Below are 16,086 nucleotides of genomic sequence, written 5' to 3'. Positions count from 1 at the left end.
TCGGTGCGTGTGGCATGCCAAGAGAGGCGAGCGCCTGGGCTCTCAATTGTTCACGTAACCGCCGCCCAATGGGCATTTCTTGGAAGCGGGAACCTCGAAGGAGCCTGCGTAAACATTTGAGCAGGTACGGAACTTGGAGTTCCGTGGCGTTGAAGGAGCCGCCTTTGGCCTGCCCTCGATCACCGTCGGGACTCCGGTAGCTTGCGAGTAGCTGCCGCCCAAGGGGCATTTCTCGGAAGCGGCAACCTCGAAGGAGCCGGTGATAACATTTGAGCAGGTACGGAATTTGGGGTTCCGCGGCGCCGGGGTGGCCCTAGCAGCCGCCTTTGACTTGCCCTTGATGACCATCCAGATTTCGGTCGGTTGATCTAGCTGCAGGCTGTTTATGTCGGAGTAGCTGATGCGTCCGGTGCGCACCCCTTCGGCAAGGCGCTGGCAGAACAGGGCCGGCATGTGCTCCTGCGAGACGCCCATGAAAGAGGCGATATCGTGCTTGAGCGTGATGCTCCACAGGTGGACAGCGGTGACACATCCGCCCAAGTTCGCGCCCGGGTTGCGTTTCGCGCTTGCCTCTGACAACTGGCACACCGTCAAGGCGGTGACCGTTGCAAGCAGAATAAAAACACCATTTTTCATTGTCAAAAGCCCCCATACAGCAAGCGAGAACTTAGATGAAGTCGCCAAAAGGTCAAACAGAACTCTTTTGAGGTGGCTTAATTTTCTGCTATATTAGAAGTAACAAATAAAACCCGGCGTCTCCGCCGGGTTTCTCGAACCGTTTCAGCTTTCACGGGATCGGTAGAGCGGCCCCAGGGTGCTGTTCAGATGTCAGCTTTTTCGACTACGCGCCGCCAGTGTCCGCAGCCTCAGCGCATTAAGGCGGATGAATCCTTCGGCGTCCTTCTGGTCGTAGGCGCCGCGATCGTCCTCGAAGGTGACCAGCGCATCGGAATAGAGCGTCTTCTTCGACTTGCGGCCGGTGACGATGACGTTGCCCTTGTAGAGCTTCAGCCGCACCGTGCCTTCGACATCTTCCTGGCTCTTGTCGATCATCGCCTGCAGCATCAGGCGCTCGGGCGCGAACCAGAAGCCGTTATAGATCAGCTCGGCATAGCGCGGCATGAACTCGTCCTTGAGGTGGGCCGCACCTCGGTCGAGCGTGATCGATTCGATCGCCCGGTGGGCCGATATCAGGATGGTGCCGCCGGGGGTCTCGTATACACCGCGCGATTTCATGCCGACGAAACGGTTCTCGACCAGATCTAGCCGGCCAATGCCGTTGTCGCGGCCGAGATCATTGAGCGCCGCCAGCATCGTCGCCGGCGACAGTTTCTTGCCGTCGAGCGCAACCGGGTCGCCCTTGAGGAATTCGATCTCGATCTCGGTGACCTCATCCGGCGCATCCATCGGCGAGATGGTGCGCTGGTGGACGAATTCCGGCGGCTCGCTCCACGGGTCCTCCAGCACCTTGCCCTCGGAGGAGGAGTGCAGAAGGTTGGCGTCGACCGAGAACGGCGCATCGCCCTTCTTGTCCTTCGGCACCGGGATCTGGTGCTGCTCAGCGAAGTTGATCAGGTCGGTGCGCGACTTGAACGACCAGTCGCGCCAGGGTGCGATGACCTTGATGTCGGGGTTCAGCGCATAGGCGGAAAGCTCGAAACGCACCTGATCGTTACCCTTGCCGGTGGCCCCATGCGCGATCGCGTCGGCGCCGGTCTCCCTGGCGATCTCGACAAGATGTTTCGAGATCAGCGGCCGGGCGATCGAGGTGCCGAGCAGATAGCTGCCTTCATAGACGGCGTTGGCGCGGAACATCGGGAAGACGAAATCGGATACGAACTCCTCGCGGACATCTACGATGCGGATGTCCTTGATGCCCATCATCTCGGCCTTGCGCCTAGCCGGCTCCAGTTCGCCACCCTGGCCGAGATCGGCGGTGAAGGTGACGACCTCGGCGCCGAGCTCGGTCTGCAGCCATTTCAGGATGATCGAGGTATCGAGGCCGCCGGAATAGGCGAGCACGACTTTCTTGACGGCTTTTGCTTTCGACATGGTGGGCAGTTCCGCGACAGGGGTTCTTCGCGGGCGAGGTATCACGGCGTTTTAGGCCAGCGCAAGGGACGAACGATGCCTGGACCAGATGCTGTATCGCTCAGAGGCTGGCGAGCACACGGGTCCTGCGCTATGGCTGCGCCGTCTTTTGCCGCTACGAGACGAGCCATGTCCTTCATCCCCGACAGTACGACGCTTATCCAGTTCGCCATCGCCACCTTCATCCTGGCGATCACACCCGGGCCTGACATGACGCTGTTCGTCTCGCGCACGCTGAGCCAGGGCCGTGCCACCGGTTTTGCCTCGATGGCCGGCGCCTTGTGCGGCACACTGATTCACACCACGCTGGTGGTGGTCGGCGTCTCGGCGCTGATCGTCGCCTCGTCGATGGCGTTCTTCGTGCTGAAGATTTTCGGCGCCGGCTATCTGGTCTTCCTGGCATGGCAGGCGATCACAAAAGGGTCGGCGTTTTCACCGGAGAAGAAGAGCGGGCCGCAGATCTCGCTGTTCCGCAGCTGGGCCGCGGGGCTCGGGGTCAATCTGCTCAACCCGAAGATCATCCTGTTCTTCATGACCTTTCTGCCGCAATTTGTCTCCGCGCATGATCCCAATGCGCCGGGAAAGCTGTTCCTCCTCGGCGTGATGTTCGTCGTGCTGGCGATCCCGGTGACGGCGCCGATGGTGCTGGCGGCGGAAAAATTCTCGGCCGCGATGAAATCCAGCCCGCGTGTGACCCGCGTCGTCGACTATCTGTTTGCCGGAGTTTTTTCGGCCTTCGCGCTCAAGATCCTGACGGCCCAGGCGAAATAGGTACTTTCATTTTGCGCATGATCCTTTCCGAACCTTTGGTTCGGGGTCATGCGCTGATCTGGCGCCAGCTTCCGGCCGAGCGCCCGGCGCTCAGCCAGTAGAAAATACCGCCGACCATACCGCAGCCGATCACCGCCAGCATGACGCTTGTGTTGGTAACCTCGAAATTGGCATCGGCCGTCTGGTGGACGAAGCCGAGGAAGACCGCCGCTACCGCCGCGCCCGCCAGTGCATAGAACAGCCAGTCCCGCCGGCCAAGGATCTCGGAAACCAGGATGGCGATCGCCGCCGGCATGAAAGCGAAATAAGCGACGAACAGCCCGACGAAGGGGATTGAAAACCACAGCGAAGCCTGCGCCGCCGGTTGCGTCTCGTCCGTCATCAGCCCAAGAGACGCCAGGACCATGATGTTAAGGAAGGCGCTTGCCGCCAGCGAAGCAACGCCATAGCCGACCAGGATGACGGCGAAGCGGATCAGATAGGCGACGATGCGGTTCACGCCTCGCCATGCCCCGCGATCATCATCGCTTCCAGCGCCAGCCGGTCGACCTTGCGCATGCGCTCGGAGTCCGACTTGAGCTGGCCGCAGGCGGCGAGGATATCGCGGCCGCGCGGCGTGCGGATCGGCGAGGCATAGCCGGCATTGTTGATGTAGTCGGCGAACTTCTCGATCGTTTCCCAGTCCGAGCACTGATAGTTGGTGCCCGGCCACGGATTGAACGGAATCAGATTGATCTTGGCTGGGATGCCCTTGAGCAACTTGACCAACGCCTTGGCGTCCTCGATCGAATCGTTGACGTCCTTCAGCATCACATATTCGAAGGTGATCCGCTTGGCGTTGGACAGGCCGGGATAGGCCCGGCAGGCAGCGATCAGCTCGTTCAGCGGATACTTCTTGTTGATCGGCACCAAAAGGTCGCGCAGATCGTCATTGGTGGCGTGCAGCGAGATCGCCAGCATCACACCGATCTCCTCGCCGGTGCGGAAGATCTCGGGCACGACGCCCGATGTCGAGAGCGTGATGCGCCTCTTCGACAGGGAAAGCCCGTCGCCGTCGGATGCGATCAGCAGCGCCTTCTTCACCGCCTCGAAATTATAGAGCGGCTCGCCCATGCCCATCATGACGACGTTGGACACTTTCCGGCCCTCGGCCGGCACGATGGCGCCGTCGGGTGTGTCGCGGTCGGGGAAATCGCCGAGCCGGTCGCGGGCGGTCAAAAGCTGGGCGAGGATTTCCTCGGCGGTCAGGTTGCGCACCAGCTTCTGCGTGCCGGTGTGGCAGAAGGAGCAGGTCAGGGTGCAGCCGACCTGCGACGAGATGCAGAGCGTGCCGCGGCCTTCTTCGGGAATGTAGACGGTCTCGATCTCGACCGGCCGGCCGGCGCCGCGCGGCGGAAAGCGGAACAGCCATTTGCGCGTGCCGTCGGAGGAAATCTGCTCCTCGACGATCTCGGGCCTGGCAACGGTGAAATGCCTGTCGAGCGCGGCGCGCAGATCCTTGGAGATGTTGAACATGCCGGCAAAGTCGGAAACGCCGCGCACATAGATCCAATGCCAGAGCTGTTGGGCGCGCATTTTCGCCTGGCGCTCCGGCACGATGCCGGCGGCGACGAGGGCGGCCCCGAGTTCGGCGCGCGTCAGGCCGATCAGGGACGGCTTTTCAGGCGTCGTGCGGGTGCGCAACGCGTCACGCGCGCCCTCAGTGGTGAGATCGAATGAAAGGGTCATTGTTGCGCCAATATAAGCGATTTGCGGCCGAATACAGCATCGTGCCCGAAATGAAGCGCGGCGCATAGCACAGGTTCGCGGCGGAGTCATGCAGGTGGTCTTCCCTTCTCCCCTGGGAGAAGGTGGCCCGAGCGTAGCTCGGTCGGGGGTGTTCCAGCTTGGCGCCGACGGCGTTCCGTCCAACACCCCTCTTCCGTTCGGCGCTGCGCGCCGATCCACCTTCTCCCACAAGGAGGGAAGGGAAGACCGCGCCTAACCGCCTACTTGCACTTGGCGATCGAGGCCAGCGCCGCCGAGATGCCCTTCAGCGAGAAGACGTAAGTGGTGGTGTTGCCGCGGCCGGACTTGGCCGACACCTTCATGTCCGTGCCGGTCTTCATCGCGGCGATCAGCACCGGCTCCTCGGCGGCGTTCTCGACCCAGGCCGACTTGCCGCGCGTGAACATCGAGAAAGACTTCTTGTCGATGGTGACGGTGGCCTTGGAACCCTCCTGGAAGGTATAGCCGGCAATGAATTGCGGCTCGTAGGACACCTGCTGCCCCGGCCGCTGGCTGACGAAGAAGAACATGTCGCCGTGATCGAGCGTCGGCGGCTGCTTGTCGGTTGGCACGGTCAGGACATAGCAGACCTTGCCGCCGCCCGACGCCTGATAGCTGTAGGTGCCCCAGGCATTATGCTGGCCGATCTTGGTGGCCGACTGCGCCAGCGCGGGCGCCGTCAGGGCCACCAGGGCCAGGCTGGAAACTATAGCAATCAATCCGCGCATCGCTTTTCCCGTATTCCACTGGTGCGGCGGCAGGCCGGCTCGGCGTCCTGCCCGTCGCTTCATTTTGATTTAATCTGGGTTACCAAACGGTGAATTTCCCTAAGAAAAGGATGTTCAGGCCAGGAAACCGCCGCCGTCTTCGCGCTGCCGCTCGAAAAAGCGGCTGGCGCACTGTCCCTGCCGCGACTTGGAGGCCACGAAAACGGCAAGAGTTTGACTTTTCAAGCAGCGAGGTTTCGCGGCGATTCCCGCTTTTCTTGAGGTACGTGACGAATTTCCCTGCAGGCGGTACCATGTCAGCGTTCGTCGCCACGGCACTCGGCCAGGGTGCCATCCTTGGCGGCTTACGGGAGATTTGGCCATGGCCATTTCCGAGACAGTCCTGATCCTCGCGGGCGGCACAGTCGTCCTGGCGATCGTGTTCGGCATTCGTGTCGCCGCCCGCGCGGCGGCTAGCGGCGCGGTGCCCCGGTCGGATGGCGGAGAGGCGGCGGGCGGATCGGGCGCGTCCGACGTGCCCGGGGTCATTGCGCTACCGCCTTTGATATTCCTCGGCTTCCTGGCGGCGGCAACCGTGCTTGAGGTGCTCGCGCCGCTCCCGGTCATGGCCGGGCAGGCGCTCGCCCGCTATCTGGCCGGCGCCGTGCTCGCGGTGTGCGGCTTCGTGTTCATCTTTATGGCGGCGGGCCGCTTTCAGGCCGCTGGAACCAACATACCACCGACCTTGCCAACGACGGCGCTGGTCGTTGACGGTATCTATCGGCGGACCAGAAACCCATTCTATCTGGGAGCGACCCTCATCTATCTGGGCCTCGGCGTCGCCGCCGGAAGTCCTTGGGCTATCGCGCTCGTCATCCCCCTGCTGTGGGTGACCAATACCGGCGTCATCGCGCCGGAAGAGCGCTATCTCGAGCGGAAGTTCGGAGATGCCTATCGCGGCTACAAGGCGCGGGTGCGGCGGTGGGTTTGACGGCCGGAAAGTCTCGCGCGATTTTTTGCGCCGTGCCGGCTCAGCTCTTGTCGGCGATGGCCTGTTTGGCGGCGAGCCGGTGCGCGGGCGTGATGTGGGCGCTGACGGTTGTGATCGCGGCGGTCAGCACGGCGATGTCGTCGGTGAAGCCAAGCCCAACCATGAAATCGGGGATGACGTCCGTCGGCAGCACGAAATAGCCGAGCGCAGCCAGCAATGTGCCCTTGGCGCGAAGCGGCGTCTTCTTGTCCATGGCGCAGTAATAGGCGGCGACCACCTCTTCCATAAACGGGATATGCCGGGCGGCTTTCTTCGCCGTACGCCAGAACTTGTCGCGCACTTCACTCTCGTTGCCCGGCTTGCTGCCGAGGCCGAAGAAATCAAAACCGGATTTTTGCACCATCAATCTCTCCGTGCGGCCGTCGCGTGACTTCACGCATGACCACGAGGCAAAATGTGGTGAAAGCCGAACCTCGCTGCAAGGTGCAGCTAGGCTCAGCCGCCGAAATAGCGGTTCATCTTCCTGGCCAGATCGAAATCCAGCGCCGTCAGGCCGCCGGCGTCGTGCGTGTTGAGGGTCACGTTTACCGTCTTGTAGACGTTCGACCAGTCGGGATGGTGGTCCATCTTTTCCGCCGCCAGGGCGACGCGGGTCATGAAGGCAAAGGCTTCGGAGAAATTCTTGAAGGTAAAGGTGCGGGTGATCGAGCCGCCATCCTTGGCCAGCGACCAGCCTTCCAGGCCGGCAAGTTCGGCGCGGATCGCCTCTTTTGCTAGTTTCTCCCTGGCCATATCCGCCTACCGCATGATCCGCGAAGCGTCGGCGGCGCCGACCAAACGGCTGGCGATGCGGTTGTCGGCACCTGAAAGCGGCCAGGCCTCCTCGACGACGTAAGGCCCGCCGCCGACCGAATCGCGCGACGACATCAGCACGAAGCGGCCGACCCGGAACGGCAGCGTCGAAAAATTGCCGCGTGCCGACAGGTACTGGGCGACATCGAGCGGGCTCGAATTGCGCAGGCGGGCCAGCGTCACATGCGGCATGAACTTGCGCGGGTCGGTCGGGATGCCGAGCCGCTGGCAGATGCGGTCGATCTCGGCCTGCAATGCGGAAAGATCGGGCGAAGCGGCGACCCCGGCCCACACCGCATGCGGCTTCTTCTGGCCGAAGGCGCCGACGCCGGACAGCGTCAGCGGGAAGGAGGAGCGGTGAACACGGTCGAGCGCGTTGGCGATTTCGTCGGCGACATGGCCCTCGACATCGCCGATGAAGCGCAGCGTCAGATGATAGTTCTCGACGTCGATCCAGCGGGCTCCGGGCAGGCCGCCCCTGAGCAGGGACAGCGAAAGAGCGGCATCACGCGGTATTTCGAGGGCGGTAAAAAGACGCGGCATGGGAAGCCTCCTGTCCTCGAATCGAACTCTTGCCCTAGCGAATCATCGATATTCGAACGGAGCAAGCGGTTTGTTGGTCGCAGGGCTGCCTAAAAGCTTCCCCCACGGAATGTGGTGCGGCGGCGAACCCTCGCCTTCAGGAATTACCCCGCACCGTTGCAATGGCCTTCTCCACACCGGGCAGGATACCCTCGACGATGCGGTCGACGCCTCCGGCGTTCGGATGAAGGCCGTCCTCGAGCTGCAGGACGGATTGACCAGCGATGCCCTCGAGAAAGAAAGGATAGAGCGGCACGCCGTATTTTTCAGCCAGTCGCGGAAAGATTGCGTCGAACGCCTTCTGGTAGTCGGCGCCGAGATTGGGCGCCGCGCGCATTCCGGCAAGCAAAACGGCGATCTTGCGCTGCTTCAGTTTTGCCAGCATGGCGTCCAGGTTTTTTTCCGCTATGGCGGGCGAAACGCCGCGCAGCATGTCGTTGGCGCCGAGTTCCAGGATGACGAGTTGCGTTCCGTCCGGCACCGACCAGTCGAGCCGTGACAGGCCGCCGCTCGTCGTATCGCCGGAGACGCCAGCATTGGCGACCGTGACATCGTAGCCCTTGGCGCGAAGCGCCGCCTGCAGCTTTTCGGTGAAGCCCTGACCTGGCCCGAGCCCATAACCCGCCATCAAGCTGTCGCCTAAACCGACAATGGTGAAGGGTTCGGCGCGCGCCGACGAAATGGCGCCGCAAACGGCGAGGAAAACGGCGAAGGCTGCGGCAAAGGTGTGTTTGAAAGCCATGCGGCAGGCCCCATATGAACCAGGAACATCTGTTGGCGAAGGCAGGTTTTCATCTTTGTCGAGCATCGGATGCTCTAGCCTTCATCCTCCATATAGGACGATTTGATTTTGGAAGAAGCCGTCATTTCGCTGAAAGACGTATCGCTGACGCTCGGTGAAGGTGGCTCCTCGGTCCATGTGCTGAAGGGCGTCAGCCTCAATGTGGCGGGCGGCGAGGCGACAGGCATCGTTGGACCCTCCGGTTCGGGAAAGTCGACACTGCTGATGGTTTTGGCTGGGCTTGAAAGGGTCGATTCGGGCACGGTTCGAATTGCCGGCGAGCTGCTCAACGGCAAAAGCGAAGACCAGATCGCATCGTTTCGGGGGCGAAACATCGGCATCGTATTCCAGTCTTTCCATCTCATCCCCAATATGACGGCGCTAGAAAACGTTGCCGTCCCGCTGGAGCTTGCCGGCCATGCCGATCCGTTCGGCGTGGCGGCGCGCGAGCTGGCGGCGGTCGGTCTCAGCGATCGCGTCACCCATTACCCCGGCGAATTGTCTGGCGGCGAGCAACAGCGCGTGGCTATCGCCCGGGCGCTGGCGCCGTCGCCGCGCATCTTGATCGCCGACGAGCCGACCGGCAATCTCGACCAGGCGACGGGGCGGCACGTCGCCGACCTGCTGTTTGCCAAGGCCGCCGAGCGCGGCATGACGCTGGTGCTGGTCACACATGACCCGGTACTCGCCGCGCGCTGCTCGCGCCAGGTGTCGATGCGGTCGGGGCTGATCGAGGACGCGCCTGAGCCGGCCACCAGGGCCGGCAAGGTGACCGCCTGATGCCGCTGTCGCAAACACTGAGGCTCGCCTTTCGGTTTTCGCTGCGCGAAATGCGTGGCGGGCTGTCCGGCTTCCTGATCTTCCTTGCCTGCATCGCGCTCGGCGTCGCGGCAATCGGCGGCGTCAATTCTGTCGCGCAAGCGATTTCCGCCGGTGTTGCCGACCAGGGCCAGACGCTGCTCGGCGGCGATCTCCGCTTCCAGCTCAACCAGCGCGATCTTACCAGAGCCGAACGCAGCTTCCTCGACCGGCTTGGCACGGTTTCGCACAGTGCCAACATGCGCTCGATGGCCAGGCTCGAGGACGGCTCCGACCAGGCGCTGGTCGAGGCCAAGGCGGTCGACGGCGCCTATCCGCTCTATGGCGCGCTGGAGACCGAGCCGGTGCTGTCGCGAGAGGATCTGTTCGGCGAAAAATCCGGCGTCTTCGGCGCCGCCGCGCCGGACCTTTTGTTCGAGCGGCTGAACCTTGGCATCGGCGACCGGCTGAAGCTCGGCAGCGCGACATTCGAGCTGCGTGCAAGGCTGGTCAACGAGCCGGATGCGGTGTCGGATGGCTTCGGCTTTGCGCCGCGGCTGATGGTGTCGACCGACGGGCTTGCCGCTTCCGGCCTGATCCAGCCGGGCAGCCTGGTCGAGAACGCCTATAAGGTCCGGCTGCCCGGCGGCACCGGCGACGCACAGATCAAGGCGATCCAGGAGCAGGCGGCAAAAGAGTTCCCGCAGGCCGGCTGGTCGATCCGCACGCGCAGCAACGCGGCGCCGGCGTTGTCCTCGAACATCGAGCGGTTCTCGCAATTCCTGACGCTGGTTGGGCTGACGGCGCTGGTGGTCGGCGGCGTCGGCGTGGCCAATGCCGTGCGTGCCTATCTCGACGGCAAGCGCGGCGTCATCGCCACCTTCAAGAGCCTAGGGGCTTCGGGCGGGTTCGTCTTTACCGTCTATCTGGTCCAGATCCTGATGATCGCCGCCCTCGGCATCACGCTGGGCCTGGTGCTCGGCGCATTGATGCCATTCGCGGCCAGCGCCGCACTCCAATCGGTTATTCCTGTGCCGGCGGAAGGTGGGTTCTATCCCGGCGCCCTCGGCATGGCAGCGCTGTTCGGGCTGCTGGTGACGCTGGCTTTCGCCTTGCTTCCGCTCGGCCGCGCCCGCGACGTGCCGGCAACGGCGCTGTTTCGCGAAATGGGTTTCGAGGGCCGCGGTTTTCCCCACCCGCTCTACATCGCCGCGGCATTGGGCATCGCCCTGCTCCTGGCGGTACTGGTGATCCTGTTTTCCGACGACCGCCGTATTGCCTCGATCTTCATTGGGGCCACGGTGGTGTCGTTCCTGGTGCTGCGTGTCGTCGGCTCGCTGGTGCAGTGGGCGGCAAAGAAAAGCCCGCGCGTGCGTTCGACCGCGCTCAGGCTCGCCATCGGCAACATCCATCGGCCAGGCGCCTTGACGCCATCGGTGGTTCTGTCGCTTGGCCTCGGGCTGACGCTGCTGGTGACGCTGGCGCTGATCGACGGCAATCTCAGGCGGCAGATCTCGGGCAGCCTGCCGGAACGGGCACCGAACTTCTTCTTCGTCGATATCCAGAGCGGCGACGTCGATGCTTTCTCTGCGCTGGTCGCCAAAGAGGCGCCGCAGGGCAGGCTGATCAAGGTGCCGATGCTGCGCGGCCGGGTGATGGCGCTCAACGGCGTCGCTGTCGACAAGGTCAAGGTTCCGGCCGAGGGCGCCTGGGTGCTGCGCGGCGATCGCGGCCTGACCTATGACGCAAAGATGCCGGAGAATGCGACGCTGACCGAGGGCAGCTGGTGGCCGGAGAACTATGCCGGCGAGCCGCTGGTCTCGTTTTCCGCCAAGGAAGGCAACGAGATCGGGCTGAAGCTCGGCGACACCGTCACCGTCAACGTGCTCGGCCGCAACATCACGGCCAAGATCGCCAATTTCCGCCAGGTCGAATGGGAAACCATGGGCATTAATTTCGTCATGGTGTTCTCGCCCAACACATTCGCCGGGGCGCCACACGGCTGGTTGGCGACGCTTACCGAGACGAATGCGTCGGCAGCCGACGACGCTCATCTTCTCAATGCCGTCACGCGTGCCTTTCCCGCGGTCACGACGGTCAGGGTCAAGGACGCGCTCGAAATCGTCAACCGGCTGGTGGCGCAGCTCGGCACAGCAATCAGGGCGGCAGCGGGCGTGGCGTTGATCGCCTCGGTGCTGGTGCTGGCCGGCGCGCTCGCCGCCGGCAACCGGGCTCGCATCCACGACGCGGTGGTGCTGAAGACCCTGGGTGCGACCAGGAAAACGCTGATCGCCGCGTTTTCGCTGGAATACATGCTGATCGGCCTTGCCACCGCGATCTTCGCGCTGGCGGCGGGCGGTGTGGCGGCATGGTTCGTCGTCGCGCGCATCATGACGCTGCCATCGCACTTCATGCCCGAGGTGGCGGTGGCGACCATCGGCTTTTCACTGGTGGTCACGGTCGGCATCGGCCTTGCCGGCACGTGGCGGGTGCTGGGCCACAAGGCGGCGCCGGTGCTGCGGAATCTTTGAGCCAGAGCCGGTTTTGATTAAATCTCGTTAATGTTCCGGGCGGGAAGGCCAATAAAACCGGATCTCCCGCACTTCACGGCGCATTACGTTTGGTTACGGTCTTGTCCTTTACACCAAGAACCATCATATTTCGGCGCAGGCATGCTGGAGCCCCGCCAGCGGCGCCTGGGTCAAATGGACCTGACACCGGACGGGGCAGAAGCAATATGAGGATTTCCATGGCTGATCCCGTTCGCAATTATCAGACGCGCGCCGTGCCCGGCGCTGGCGTCGATGCTGCCATCGACCAGGGCCTGCGGGCCTACATGATCAAGGTCTACAATCTGATGGGGCTTGGCCTCCTCATCACCGGCCTTGCCGCGGTCGGCACAATCATGCTGGCCACGACCAGCGATCCCGCCTCGGCGGTCGCGACGTTGCCAAGCGGCGAGATGCTGACCTCGTTCGGCTACGCGATCTTCGGCTCGCCGCTGAAATGGCTGGTGATCTTTGCCCCGCTGGCAGCGGTGATGTTCCTGTCGTTCCGCGTCCAGTCGATGAGCGTTTCGGCCGCGCAGACGACGTTCTGGGTCTACGCCGGCCTCGTCGGCCTGTCGCTGTCGTCGATCTTCCTGGTCTACACCACCGCCAGTATCTCGCAGACCTTCTTCGCCACCGCCGCCGCCTTTGGCGGACTGTCGCTCTACGGCTACACGACCAAGCGCGATCTCTCGGCATTCGGGTCGTTCCTGGTCATGGGCCTGGTCGGCCTGATCATCGCGATGGTGATCAACATCTTCCTGCAGTCGTCGGCGCTTTCCTTCGCCGTTTCGGCGATCGGCGTGCTGATCTTCGCAGGCCTCACCGCCTACGACACGCAGAACATCAAGGAGATGTATTTCGAGGGCGACGAGACTGATGTCGCCGGCCGCAAGGCGATCATGGGCGCACTGAGGCTCTATCTCGACTTCATCAACCTGTTCATGTTCCTGCTGCAGTTCATGGGCGACCGTCGCTAAATACGGTTTCCTGGACCAGCGAGTTTGGAAAGGGCGGCCCAATGGCCGCCCTTTTCTTTTGTGCCGGCTTTTGCTGTGATATAGGGCAGATGAACGACGTGCCTAAATTATGAGCAGCATCACCTTGCGGGCCGCGACGTCGGCCGATCTCGACCGGATCACGGAAATCTATGCCGACGCGGTGACGAATGGCACTGCCAGCTACGAACTCGAGCCACCAAGCCGCACCGAGATGGGCGCGCGCTTCGACAACCTGATGGCGGGCGGCTTTCCCTATCTCGTTGCGGAAAAGGCCGGCAGCGTGCTCGGCTATGCCTATGCCGGGGCGTTCCGGCCGCGCCCGGCCTACCGCTTCGTCGTTGAGGATTCCGTCTATGTCGCGCCCGAGGCCAAAGGGCAAGGCGTAGGGCTGCTCTTGATGCAAGGGCTGATCGAAGCGGCCAAGGCGGCAGGTTTTCGCCAGATCATCGCGGTGATCGGCGACGGCCGGCCCGATAGCGCCTCGGTGCGGTTGCACGAGAAGCTCGGCTTTCGTCATTCCGGCCGCCTGGAAGGCTCAGGGTATAAGCACGGACGCTGGCTCGACACGGTGTTCATGCAGTTGCCGATCAATGGCGGGGCGTCGATCCCGCCTGATCCGCAGTCGCTGCCCGAGCAGAAGTTCCGCGAACAAAAATAAGAGGTTACGCTTCGACCAGCTTCAGCGTTCGGTCGAACACGCCAAGCACCCGGCCGAGCTCCTGGCCGCGCTTGAGGATGCGTCCGCCGGCGGCGATGACGGCGAACGCGCCTTGCCGGCGCGCCAGCTTCGGATCCTTGACGATCTGGAAAAGCGGCACTTCGCTGGTGCGGCGGAAGACAGAAAAAACGGCGCGGTCGGCGAGATGGTCGATGGCATAGTCGCGCCACTCATTGGCGGCAACCATACGGCCATAGAGCCTGAGGATCTGGTCCAGTTCGCGCCGGTCGAACTGCACCGGCTGGTCGAGGCGTTCGCGTCTTGCCTCATGCAGCGGGATCAGTATTGCGGATGCGTCCCCATCCTCCATCCCGCTGCTGCGATCAGTCATGCCTGGATCCTCGCAATGAATCGTACGCCGACCAAAGTTGGCGCTTTCGTTGCCGAATTGCAAGGCCCGGCCGGGCAAGGGCAGCGCCGTGCGGTTTCTCCAGCGTCCAGTCACGTTTGCGAAACGCCTGTTGGAATTGGTGATGCTTCGCCACAATCCTGCCTTTTTTTATCCGTGCTCATGCCCCAATGTCCGACGAATTTACCGGTGTTGCCTGAGACGGTTCGGTCCGGCACCGGCTCGTAAACCCCAAGCCCCCCGCCCACGGGTCTGCGTCGGATCGAACCAACCTCGGTTTTTCCTTGGAAAGATCGGGTGCGACGATCCCAAAACCTAAATGACCGGCGTCAGAAGCAAGCTGACGCCGGTTTTTATTGGCCCGAGCCGTGGCGGTGCGATCCCTCCAGTAGGCTGTCGTCGGAGGCTTGAGCGCGGTTATCCCTTCTCCCACAGGGAAGAAGGAGGAGCGCTCTATCTAAGGCTTGCGGATAAAGGCTGCGCCCAGGATCGGACCGGGCATGCCGTCCTTGCCGACCGACTGCAGCAGCACGGCGCAGCCGCCCTTCTTGGCGATCTCGCTCATCGGCAGTTCGTAGCGCTGCGCCTTGCCGTGCCACATGCCGGCGGTCTGGATGCTGGAGACGGCGTTCCAGTAGGTCATGCTGCGGCCGCTGTTTTCGCCCTTGCCGATCTTTATCGTCTGCGGCGGGTTGAAATAGACGATGACGACATGCGCGTCGGCGGGGCCGGTCACGGCGTCGCCGGCATCGATCATGACGCGATCGCTGGTCCGGCTGACCTTGATGCCGACGCGCATGCCTTCGCCGACCCTCTCCATGCGGGCCAGCGCGCCGTCGACTTCCTTGCGGCTGGCGCCGTTGACATGGCTGCGGCCGTTTATGACGGCTTGCGGGGTGTAGACGGAACGGCTGCCGAAGGCGCGCATATACTCGTATTGCCGCTCGGTATTTTCCTTGCGGCTCAGCGTGTCCTGCCAGCCGAGGTAATCCCAATAATCGACATGATAGGCGAGCGCGACGATGTCGTCCTTGGCGGCGAGCTCGGCGAAGAATTCATCTGCCGGCGGACAGGAGTTGCATCCCTGGCTGGTGAAGAGCTCGACGACGCCTAACGGCTTGTCGGTTGGCTCGGCAAAGGCACTTCCGGCAAATGCCGAGAGGGCCAGCGCAAGGGCCGCAAGCCGCAATGGTCTTCGAGATGGCATGGCCGTTCCGATCCCGCCGGTGACGCCGGCTTTGTTCTGGTTGTCGAAATATGTGGCAGAAGCGGCAGTCAACGGGAAGTCACGTTGCGGTGAAATTTTGCCGTTGCAACCGCTGGCAAGGGCGCAATAGGTGGACTTGCACTAGACGATGGAAGCGATTCGGGCGGCAATCAGCATGTGGCAATCTCTCCTGGCGCCGGTCGACCTGTACTGCGAGCGGACCGGGCCGGAACTCTGGGCCGAACCGCTCAATGCGCTGAGCAATCTGGCTTTTTTTGCCGCCGGGCTGTGGGGTGTCTGGCAGGTGCGCAAGCGCGGCACCGGTATCTTCGCCGAAGTGCTGGCCTGGTGGGTGGTGGCGATTGGCGTCGGCTCGTCGCTGTTCCACACCTTTGCCAACCGTGGCACGGTCTGGGCCGACGTGCTGCCCATCGCCGGGTTCACGCTGGCCTACACGCTGTTCAACCTGCGGCGTTTTCTCGGCATGAAATGGGGCAAGGCGATCGCCATCTTCGTCGCCTTCTATGCCGTCGCCGGGCTGGTGACCTTTGCCGTGCCGGACTGGCTGCGCGAGGCGTCGAACGGCACGACCGGCTATCTGCCGCCCTTCCTGGCGCTCGCCTTCTTCGGCGCCTTGGTGGCGGCGGGCGGCAACCGTGCCGGCTGGTACAATCTGGCGGGCTCGGCGATCTTCGTTGTATCGGTCGTCTGCCGGATGATCGATCCGCTGGTCTGCGGCAGCTTCCCGCTCGGCACGCACTTCCTGTGGCACATCCTCAACGGGCTGATGCTCGGTGTGCTGCTGGCGGCGACAGCGCGGTTTGGAAAGCCGGGAGTAGGGGAGTAGGGGAGTAGGGGAGTAGGGGAGTAGGGGAGTAGGGGAGTAGGGGAGTAGGGGAGTAGGGGAGTAGGGGATAAGGGG

Annotated in this window: 18 protein-coding genes; 7 read left to right on the top strand and 11 right to left on the bottom strand. The window is 63.1% G+C overall.

What is annotated here, in order from left to right; genetic code table 11:
* Positions 1-42: 42 nt before the first annotated feature.
* Positions 43-636, bottom strand: coding sequence for a hypothetical protein (locus NKJ35_RS26045; protein ID WP_352650242.1), 594 nt, complete (start codon positions 634-636; stop codon positions 43-45).
* A 192-nt stretch (positions 637-828) separates the two neighbouring features.
* On the bottom strand, positions 829-2,052 hold the full coding sequence (locus tag NKJ35_RS26040; protein WP_352650240.1) for an argininosuccinate synthase: 1,224 nt from the start codon (positions 2,050-2,052) through the stop codon (positions 829-831).
* Positions 2,053-2,220: 168 nt separating this feature from the next.
* Between NKJ35_RS26040 and NKJ35_RS26035 the strand changes: the two genes are divergently transcribed.
* Positions 2,221-2,862 carry a LysE family translocator gene (locus NKJ35_RS26035; RefSeq protein WP_352650238.1) on the top strand — a complete coding sequence of 214 codons (642 nt, stop codon included), beginning with the start codon at positions 2,221-2,223 and terminating at the stop codon, positions 2,860-2,862.
* 46 nt (positions 2,863-2,908) lie between these two features.
* On the opposite strand, the gene NKJ35_RS26030 is transcribed toward NKJ35_RS26035, so the two are convergent.
* From NKJ35_RS26030 to NKJ35_RS26020, 3 genes are all read right to left on the bottom strand, one after another.
* On the bottom strand, positions 2,909-3,361 hold the full coding sequence (locus NKJ35_RS26030; RefSeq protein WP_352650236.1) for a hypothetical protein: 453 nt from the start codon (positions 3,359-3,361) through the stop codon (positions 2,909-2,911).
* Positions 3,358-4,590, bottom strand: coding sequence for a dual-specificity RNA methyltransferase RlmN (gene rlmN / locus NKJ35_RS26025; protein WP_352650235.1), 1,233 nt, complete (start codon positions 4,588-4,590; stop codon positions 3,358-3,360). The genes NKJ35_RS26030 and rlmN overlap by 4 nt, the downstream gene beginning before the upstream one ends.
* 260 nt (positions 4,591-4,850) lie before the next feature.
* Positions 4,851-5,357 (bottom strand): invasion associated locus B family protein, encoded by a 507-nt coding sequence (locus NKJ35_RS26020; RefSeq protein WP_023721899.1) that lies wholly within the window; start codon positions 5,355-5,357, stop codon positions 4,851-4,853.
* Positions 5,358-5,718: 361 nt separating this feature from the next.
* Here NKJ35_RS26020 and NKJ35_RS26015 point away from each other — a divergent pair, with 361 nt between their 5' ends.
* Complete coding sequence (locus tag NKJ35_RS26015) at positions 5,719-6,327, top strand: methyltransferase family protein (RefSeq protein ID WP_352650234.1); 609 nt, start codon at positions 5,719-5,721, stop codon at positions 6,325-6,327.
* Between the two features lie 40 nt (positions 6,328-6,367).
* On the opposite strand, the gene NKJ35_RS26010 is transcribed toward NKJ35_RS26015, so the two are convergent.
* The 4 genes from NKJ35_RS26010 to NKJ35_RS25995 form a co-directional block, all read right to left on the bottom strand.
* Positions 6,368-6,730: a YkvA family protein gene (locus NKJ35_RS26010; RefSeq protein ID WP_352650233.1), complete on the bottom strand. Its 363-nt coding sequence runs from the start codon at positions 6,728-6,730 to the stop codon at positions 6,368-6,370.
* 92 nt (positions 6,731-6,822) lie between these two features.
* Entirely contained in the window at positions 6,823-7,119 is a 297-nt protein-coding gene (locus NKJ35_RS26005) for a 4a-hydroxytetrahydrobiopterin dehydratase (RefSeq protein WP_254817876.1), read from the bottom strand.
* Between the two features lie 6 nt (positions 7,120-7,125).
* Positions 7,126-7,722 (bottom strand): RNA 2',3'-cyclic phosphodiesterase, encoded by a 597-nt coding sequence (thpR, locus tag NKJ35_RS26000; RefSeq protein ID WP_352650231.1) that lies wholly within the window; start codon positions 7,720-7,722, stop codon positions 7,126-7,128.
* Positions 7,723-7,858: 136 nt separating this feature from the next.
* On the bottom strand, positions 7,859-8,503 hold the full coding sequence (locus NKJ35_RS25995; protein WP_352650229.1) for an arylesterase: 645 nt from the start codon (positions 8,501-8,503) through the stop codon (positions 7,859-7,861).
* A 108-nt stretch (positions 8,504-8,611) separates the two neighbouring features.
* On the opposite strand from NKJ35_RS25995, the gene NKJ35_RS25990 reads away from it, so the two are divergent.
* From NKJ35_RS25990 to NKJ35_RS25975, 4 genes are all read left to right on the top strand, one after another.
* Positions 8,612-9,322, top strand: a complete 711-nt coding sequence (locus tag NKJ35_RS25990) for an ABC transporter ATP-binding protein (protein ID WP_352479681.1) — start codon at positions 8,612-8,614, stop codon at positions 9,320-9,322.
* Positions 9,322-11,871 carry an ABC transporter permease gene (locus NKJ35_RS25985; RefSeq protein ID WP_352650227.1) on the top strand — a complete coding sequence of 850 codons (2,550 nt, stop codon included), beginning with the start codon at positions 9,322-9,324 and terminating at the stop codon, positions 11,869-11,871. Before NKJ35_RS25990 ends, NKJ35_RS25985 begins: the two co-directional genes overlap by 1 nt.
* Before the next feature lie 218 nt (positions 11,872-12,089).
* A complete protein-coding gene (locus NKJ35_RS25980; protein WP_254817871.1) occupies positions 12,090-12,869 on the top strand; it encodes a Bax inhibitor-1/YccA family protein in 780 nt (259 codons plus the stop codon).
* Positions 12,870-12,978: 109 nt separating this feature from the next.
* Positions 12,979-13,548 carry a GNAT family N-acetyltransferase gene (locus NKJ35_RS25975; protein WP_352650226.1) on the top strand — a complete coding sequence of 190 codons (570 nt, stop codon included), beginning with the start codon at positions 12,979-12,981 and terminating at the stop codon, positions 13,546-13,548.
* A gap of 4 nt (positions 13,549-13,552) precedes the next feature.
* Here NKJ35_RS25975 and NKJ35_RS25970 read toward each other — a convergent pair whose 3' ends face one another.
* Positions 13,553-13,939 (bottom strand): DUF2794 domain-containing protein, encoded by a 387-nt coding sequence (locus NKJ35_RS25970; RefSeq protein ID WP_254817869.1) that lies wholly within the window; start codon positions 13,937-13,939, stop codon positions 13,553-13,555.
* 475 nt (positions 13,940-14,414) lie between these two features.
* Positions 14,415-15,164, bottom strand: a complete 750-nt coding sequence (locus NKJ35_RS25965) for a DUF1223 domain-containing protein (protein WP_352479678.1) — start codon at positions 15,162-15,164, stop codon at positions 14,415-14,417.
* Positions 15,165-15,339: 175 nt separating this feature from the next.
* Between NKJ35_RS25965 and NKJ35_RS25960 the strand changes: the two genes are divergently transcribed.
* Entirely contained in the window at positions 15,340-16,011 is a 672-nt protein-coding gene (locus tag NKJ35_RS25960; protein ID WP_352650225.1) for a ceramidase domain-containing protein, read from the top strand.
* Positions 16,012-16,086: the final 75 nt, after the last annotated feature.

The sequence above is a fragment of the Mesorhizobium sp. M0136 genome, from assembly GCF_040322515.1.
Taxonomy (GTDB): domain Bacteria; phylum Pseudomonadota; class Alphaproteobacteria; order Rhizobiales; family Rhizobiaceae; genus Mesorhizobium.
The sequence above is the reverse complement of the archived record's forward strand: the minus strand, read 5'-3'. Positions and strand labels throughout refer to the sequence as shown.

Excerpts from the sequence above, each read along its gene's own strand:
- NKJ35_RS25995 (WP_352650229.1), bottom strand. The coding sequence starts at position 8,503 with ATGGCTTTCAAACACACCTTTGCCGCAGCCTTCGCCGTTTTCCTCGCC.
- NKJ35_RS25965 (WP_352479678.1), bottom strand. The coding sequence starts at position 15,164 with ATGCCATCTCGAAGACCATTGCGGCTTGCGGCCCTTGCGCTGGCCCTC.
- NKJ35_RS26040 (WP_352650240.1), bottom strand. The coding sequence starts at position 2,052 with ATGTCGAAAGCAAAAGCCGTCAAGAAAGTCGTGCTCGCCTATTCCGGC.
- NKJ35_RS26045 (WP_352650242.1), bottom strand. The coding sequence starts at position 636 with ATGAAAAATGGTGTTTTTATTCTGCTTGCAACGGTCACCGCCTTGACG.
- thpR (WP_352650231.1), bottom strand. The coding sequence starts at position 7,722 with ATGCCGCGTCTTTTTACCGCCCTCGAAATACCGCGTGATGCCGCTCTT.
- NKJ35_RS26010 (WP_352650233.1), bottom strand. The coding sequence starts at position 6,730 with ATGGTGCAAAAATCCGGTTTTGATTTCTTCGGCCTCGGCAGCAAGCCG.
- NKJ35_RS25960 (WP_352650225.1), top strand. The coding sequence starts at position 15,340 with ATGTGGCAATCTCTCCTGGCGCCGGTCGACCTGTACTGCGAGCGGACC.
- NKJ35_RS26020 (WP_023721899.1), bottom strand. The coding sequence starts at position 5,357 with ATGCGCGGATTGATTGCTATAGTTTCCAGCCTGGCCCTGGTGGCCCTG.
- NKJ35_RS25985 (WP_352650227.1), top strand. The coding sequence starts at position 9,322 with ATGCCGCTGTCGCAAACACTGAGGCTCGCCTTTCGGTTTTCGCTGCGC.
- NKJ35_RS26005 (WP_254817876.1), bottom strand. The coding sequence starts at position 7,119 with ATGGCCAGGGAGAAACTAGCAAAAGAGGCGATCCGCGCCGAACTTGCC.
- NKJ35_RS25980 (WP_254817871.1), top strand. The coding sequence starts at position 12,090 with ATGGCTGATCCCGTTCGCAATTATCAGACGCGCGCCGTGCCCGGCGCT.
- NKJ35_RS25970 (WP_254817869.1), bottom strand. The coding sequence starts at position 13,939 with ATGACTGATCGCAGCAGCGGGATGGAGGATGGGGACGCATCCGCAATA.
- rlmN (WP_352650235.1), bottom strand. The coding sequence starts at position 4,590 with ATGACCCTTTCATTCGATCTCACCACTGAGGGCGCGCGTGACGCGTTG.
- NKJ35_RS26015 (WP_352650234.1), top strand. The coding sequence starts at position 5,719 with ATGGCCATTTCCGAGACAGTCCTGATCCTCGCGGGCGGCACAGTCGTC.
- NKJ35_RS26035 (WP_352650238.1), top strand. The coding sequence starts at position 2,221 with ATGTCCTTCATCCCCGACAGTACGACGCTTATCCAGTTCGCCATCGCC.
- NKJ35_RS25975 (WP_352650226.1), top strand. The coding sequence starts at position 12,979 with ATGAGCAGCATCACCTTGCGGGCCGCGACGTCGGCCGATCTCGACCGG.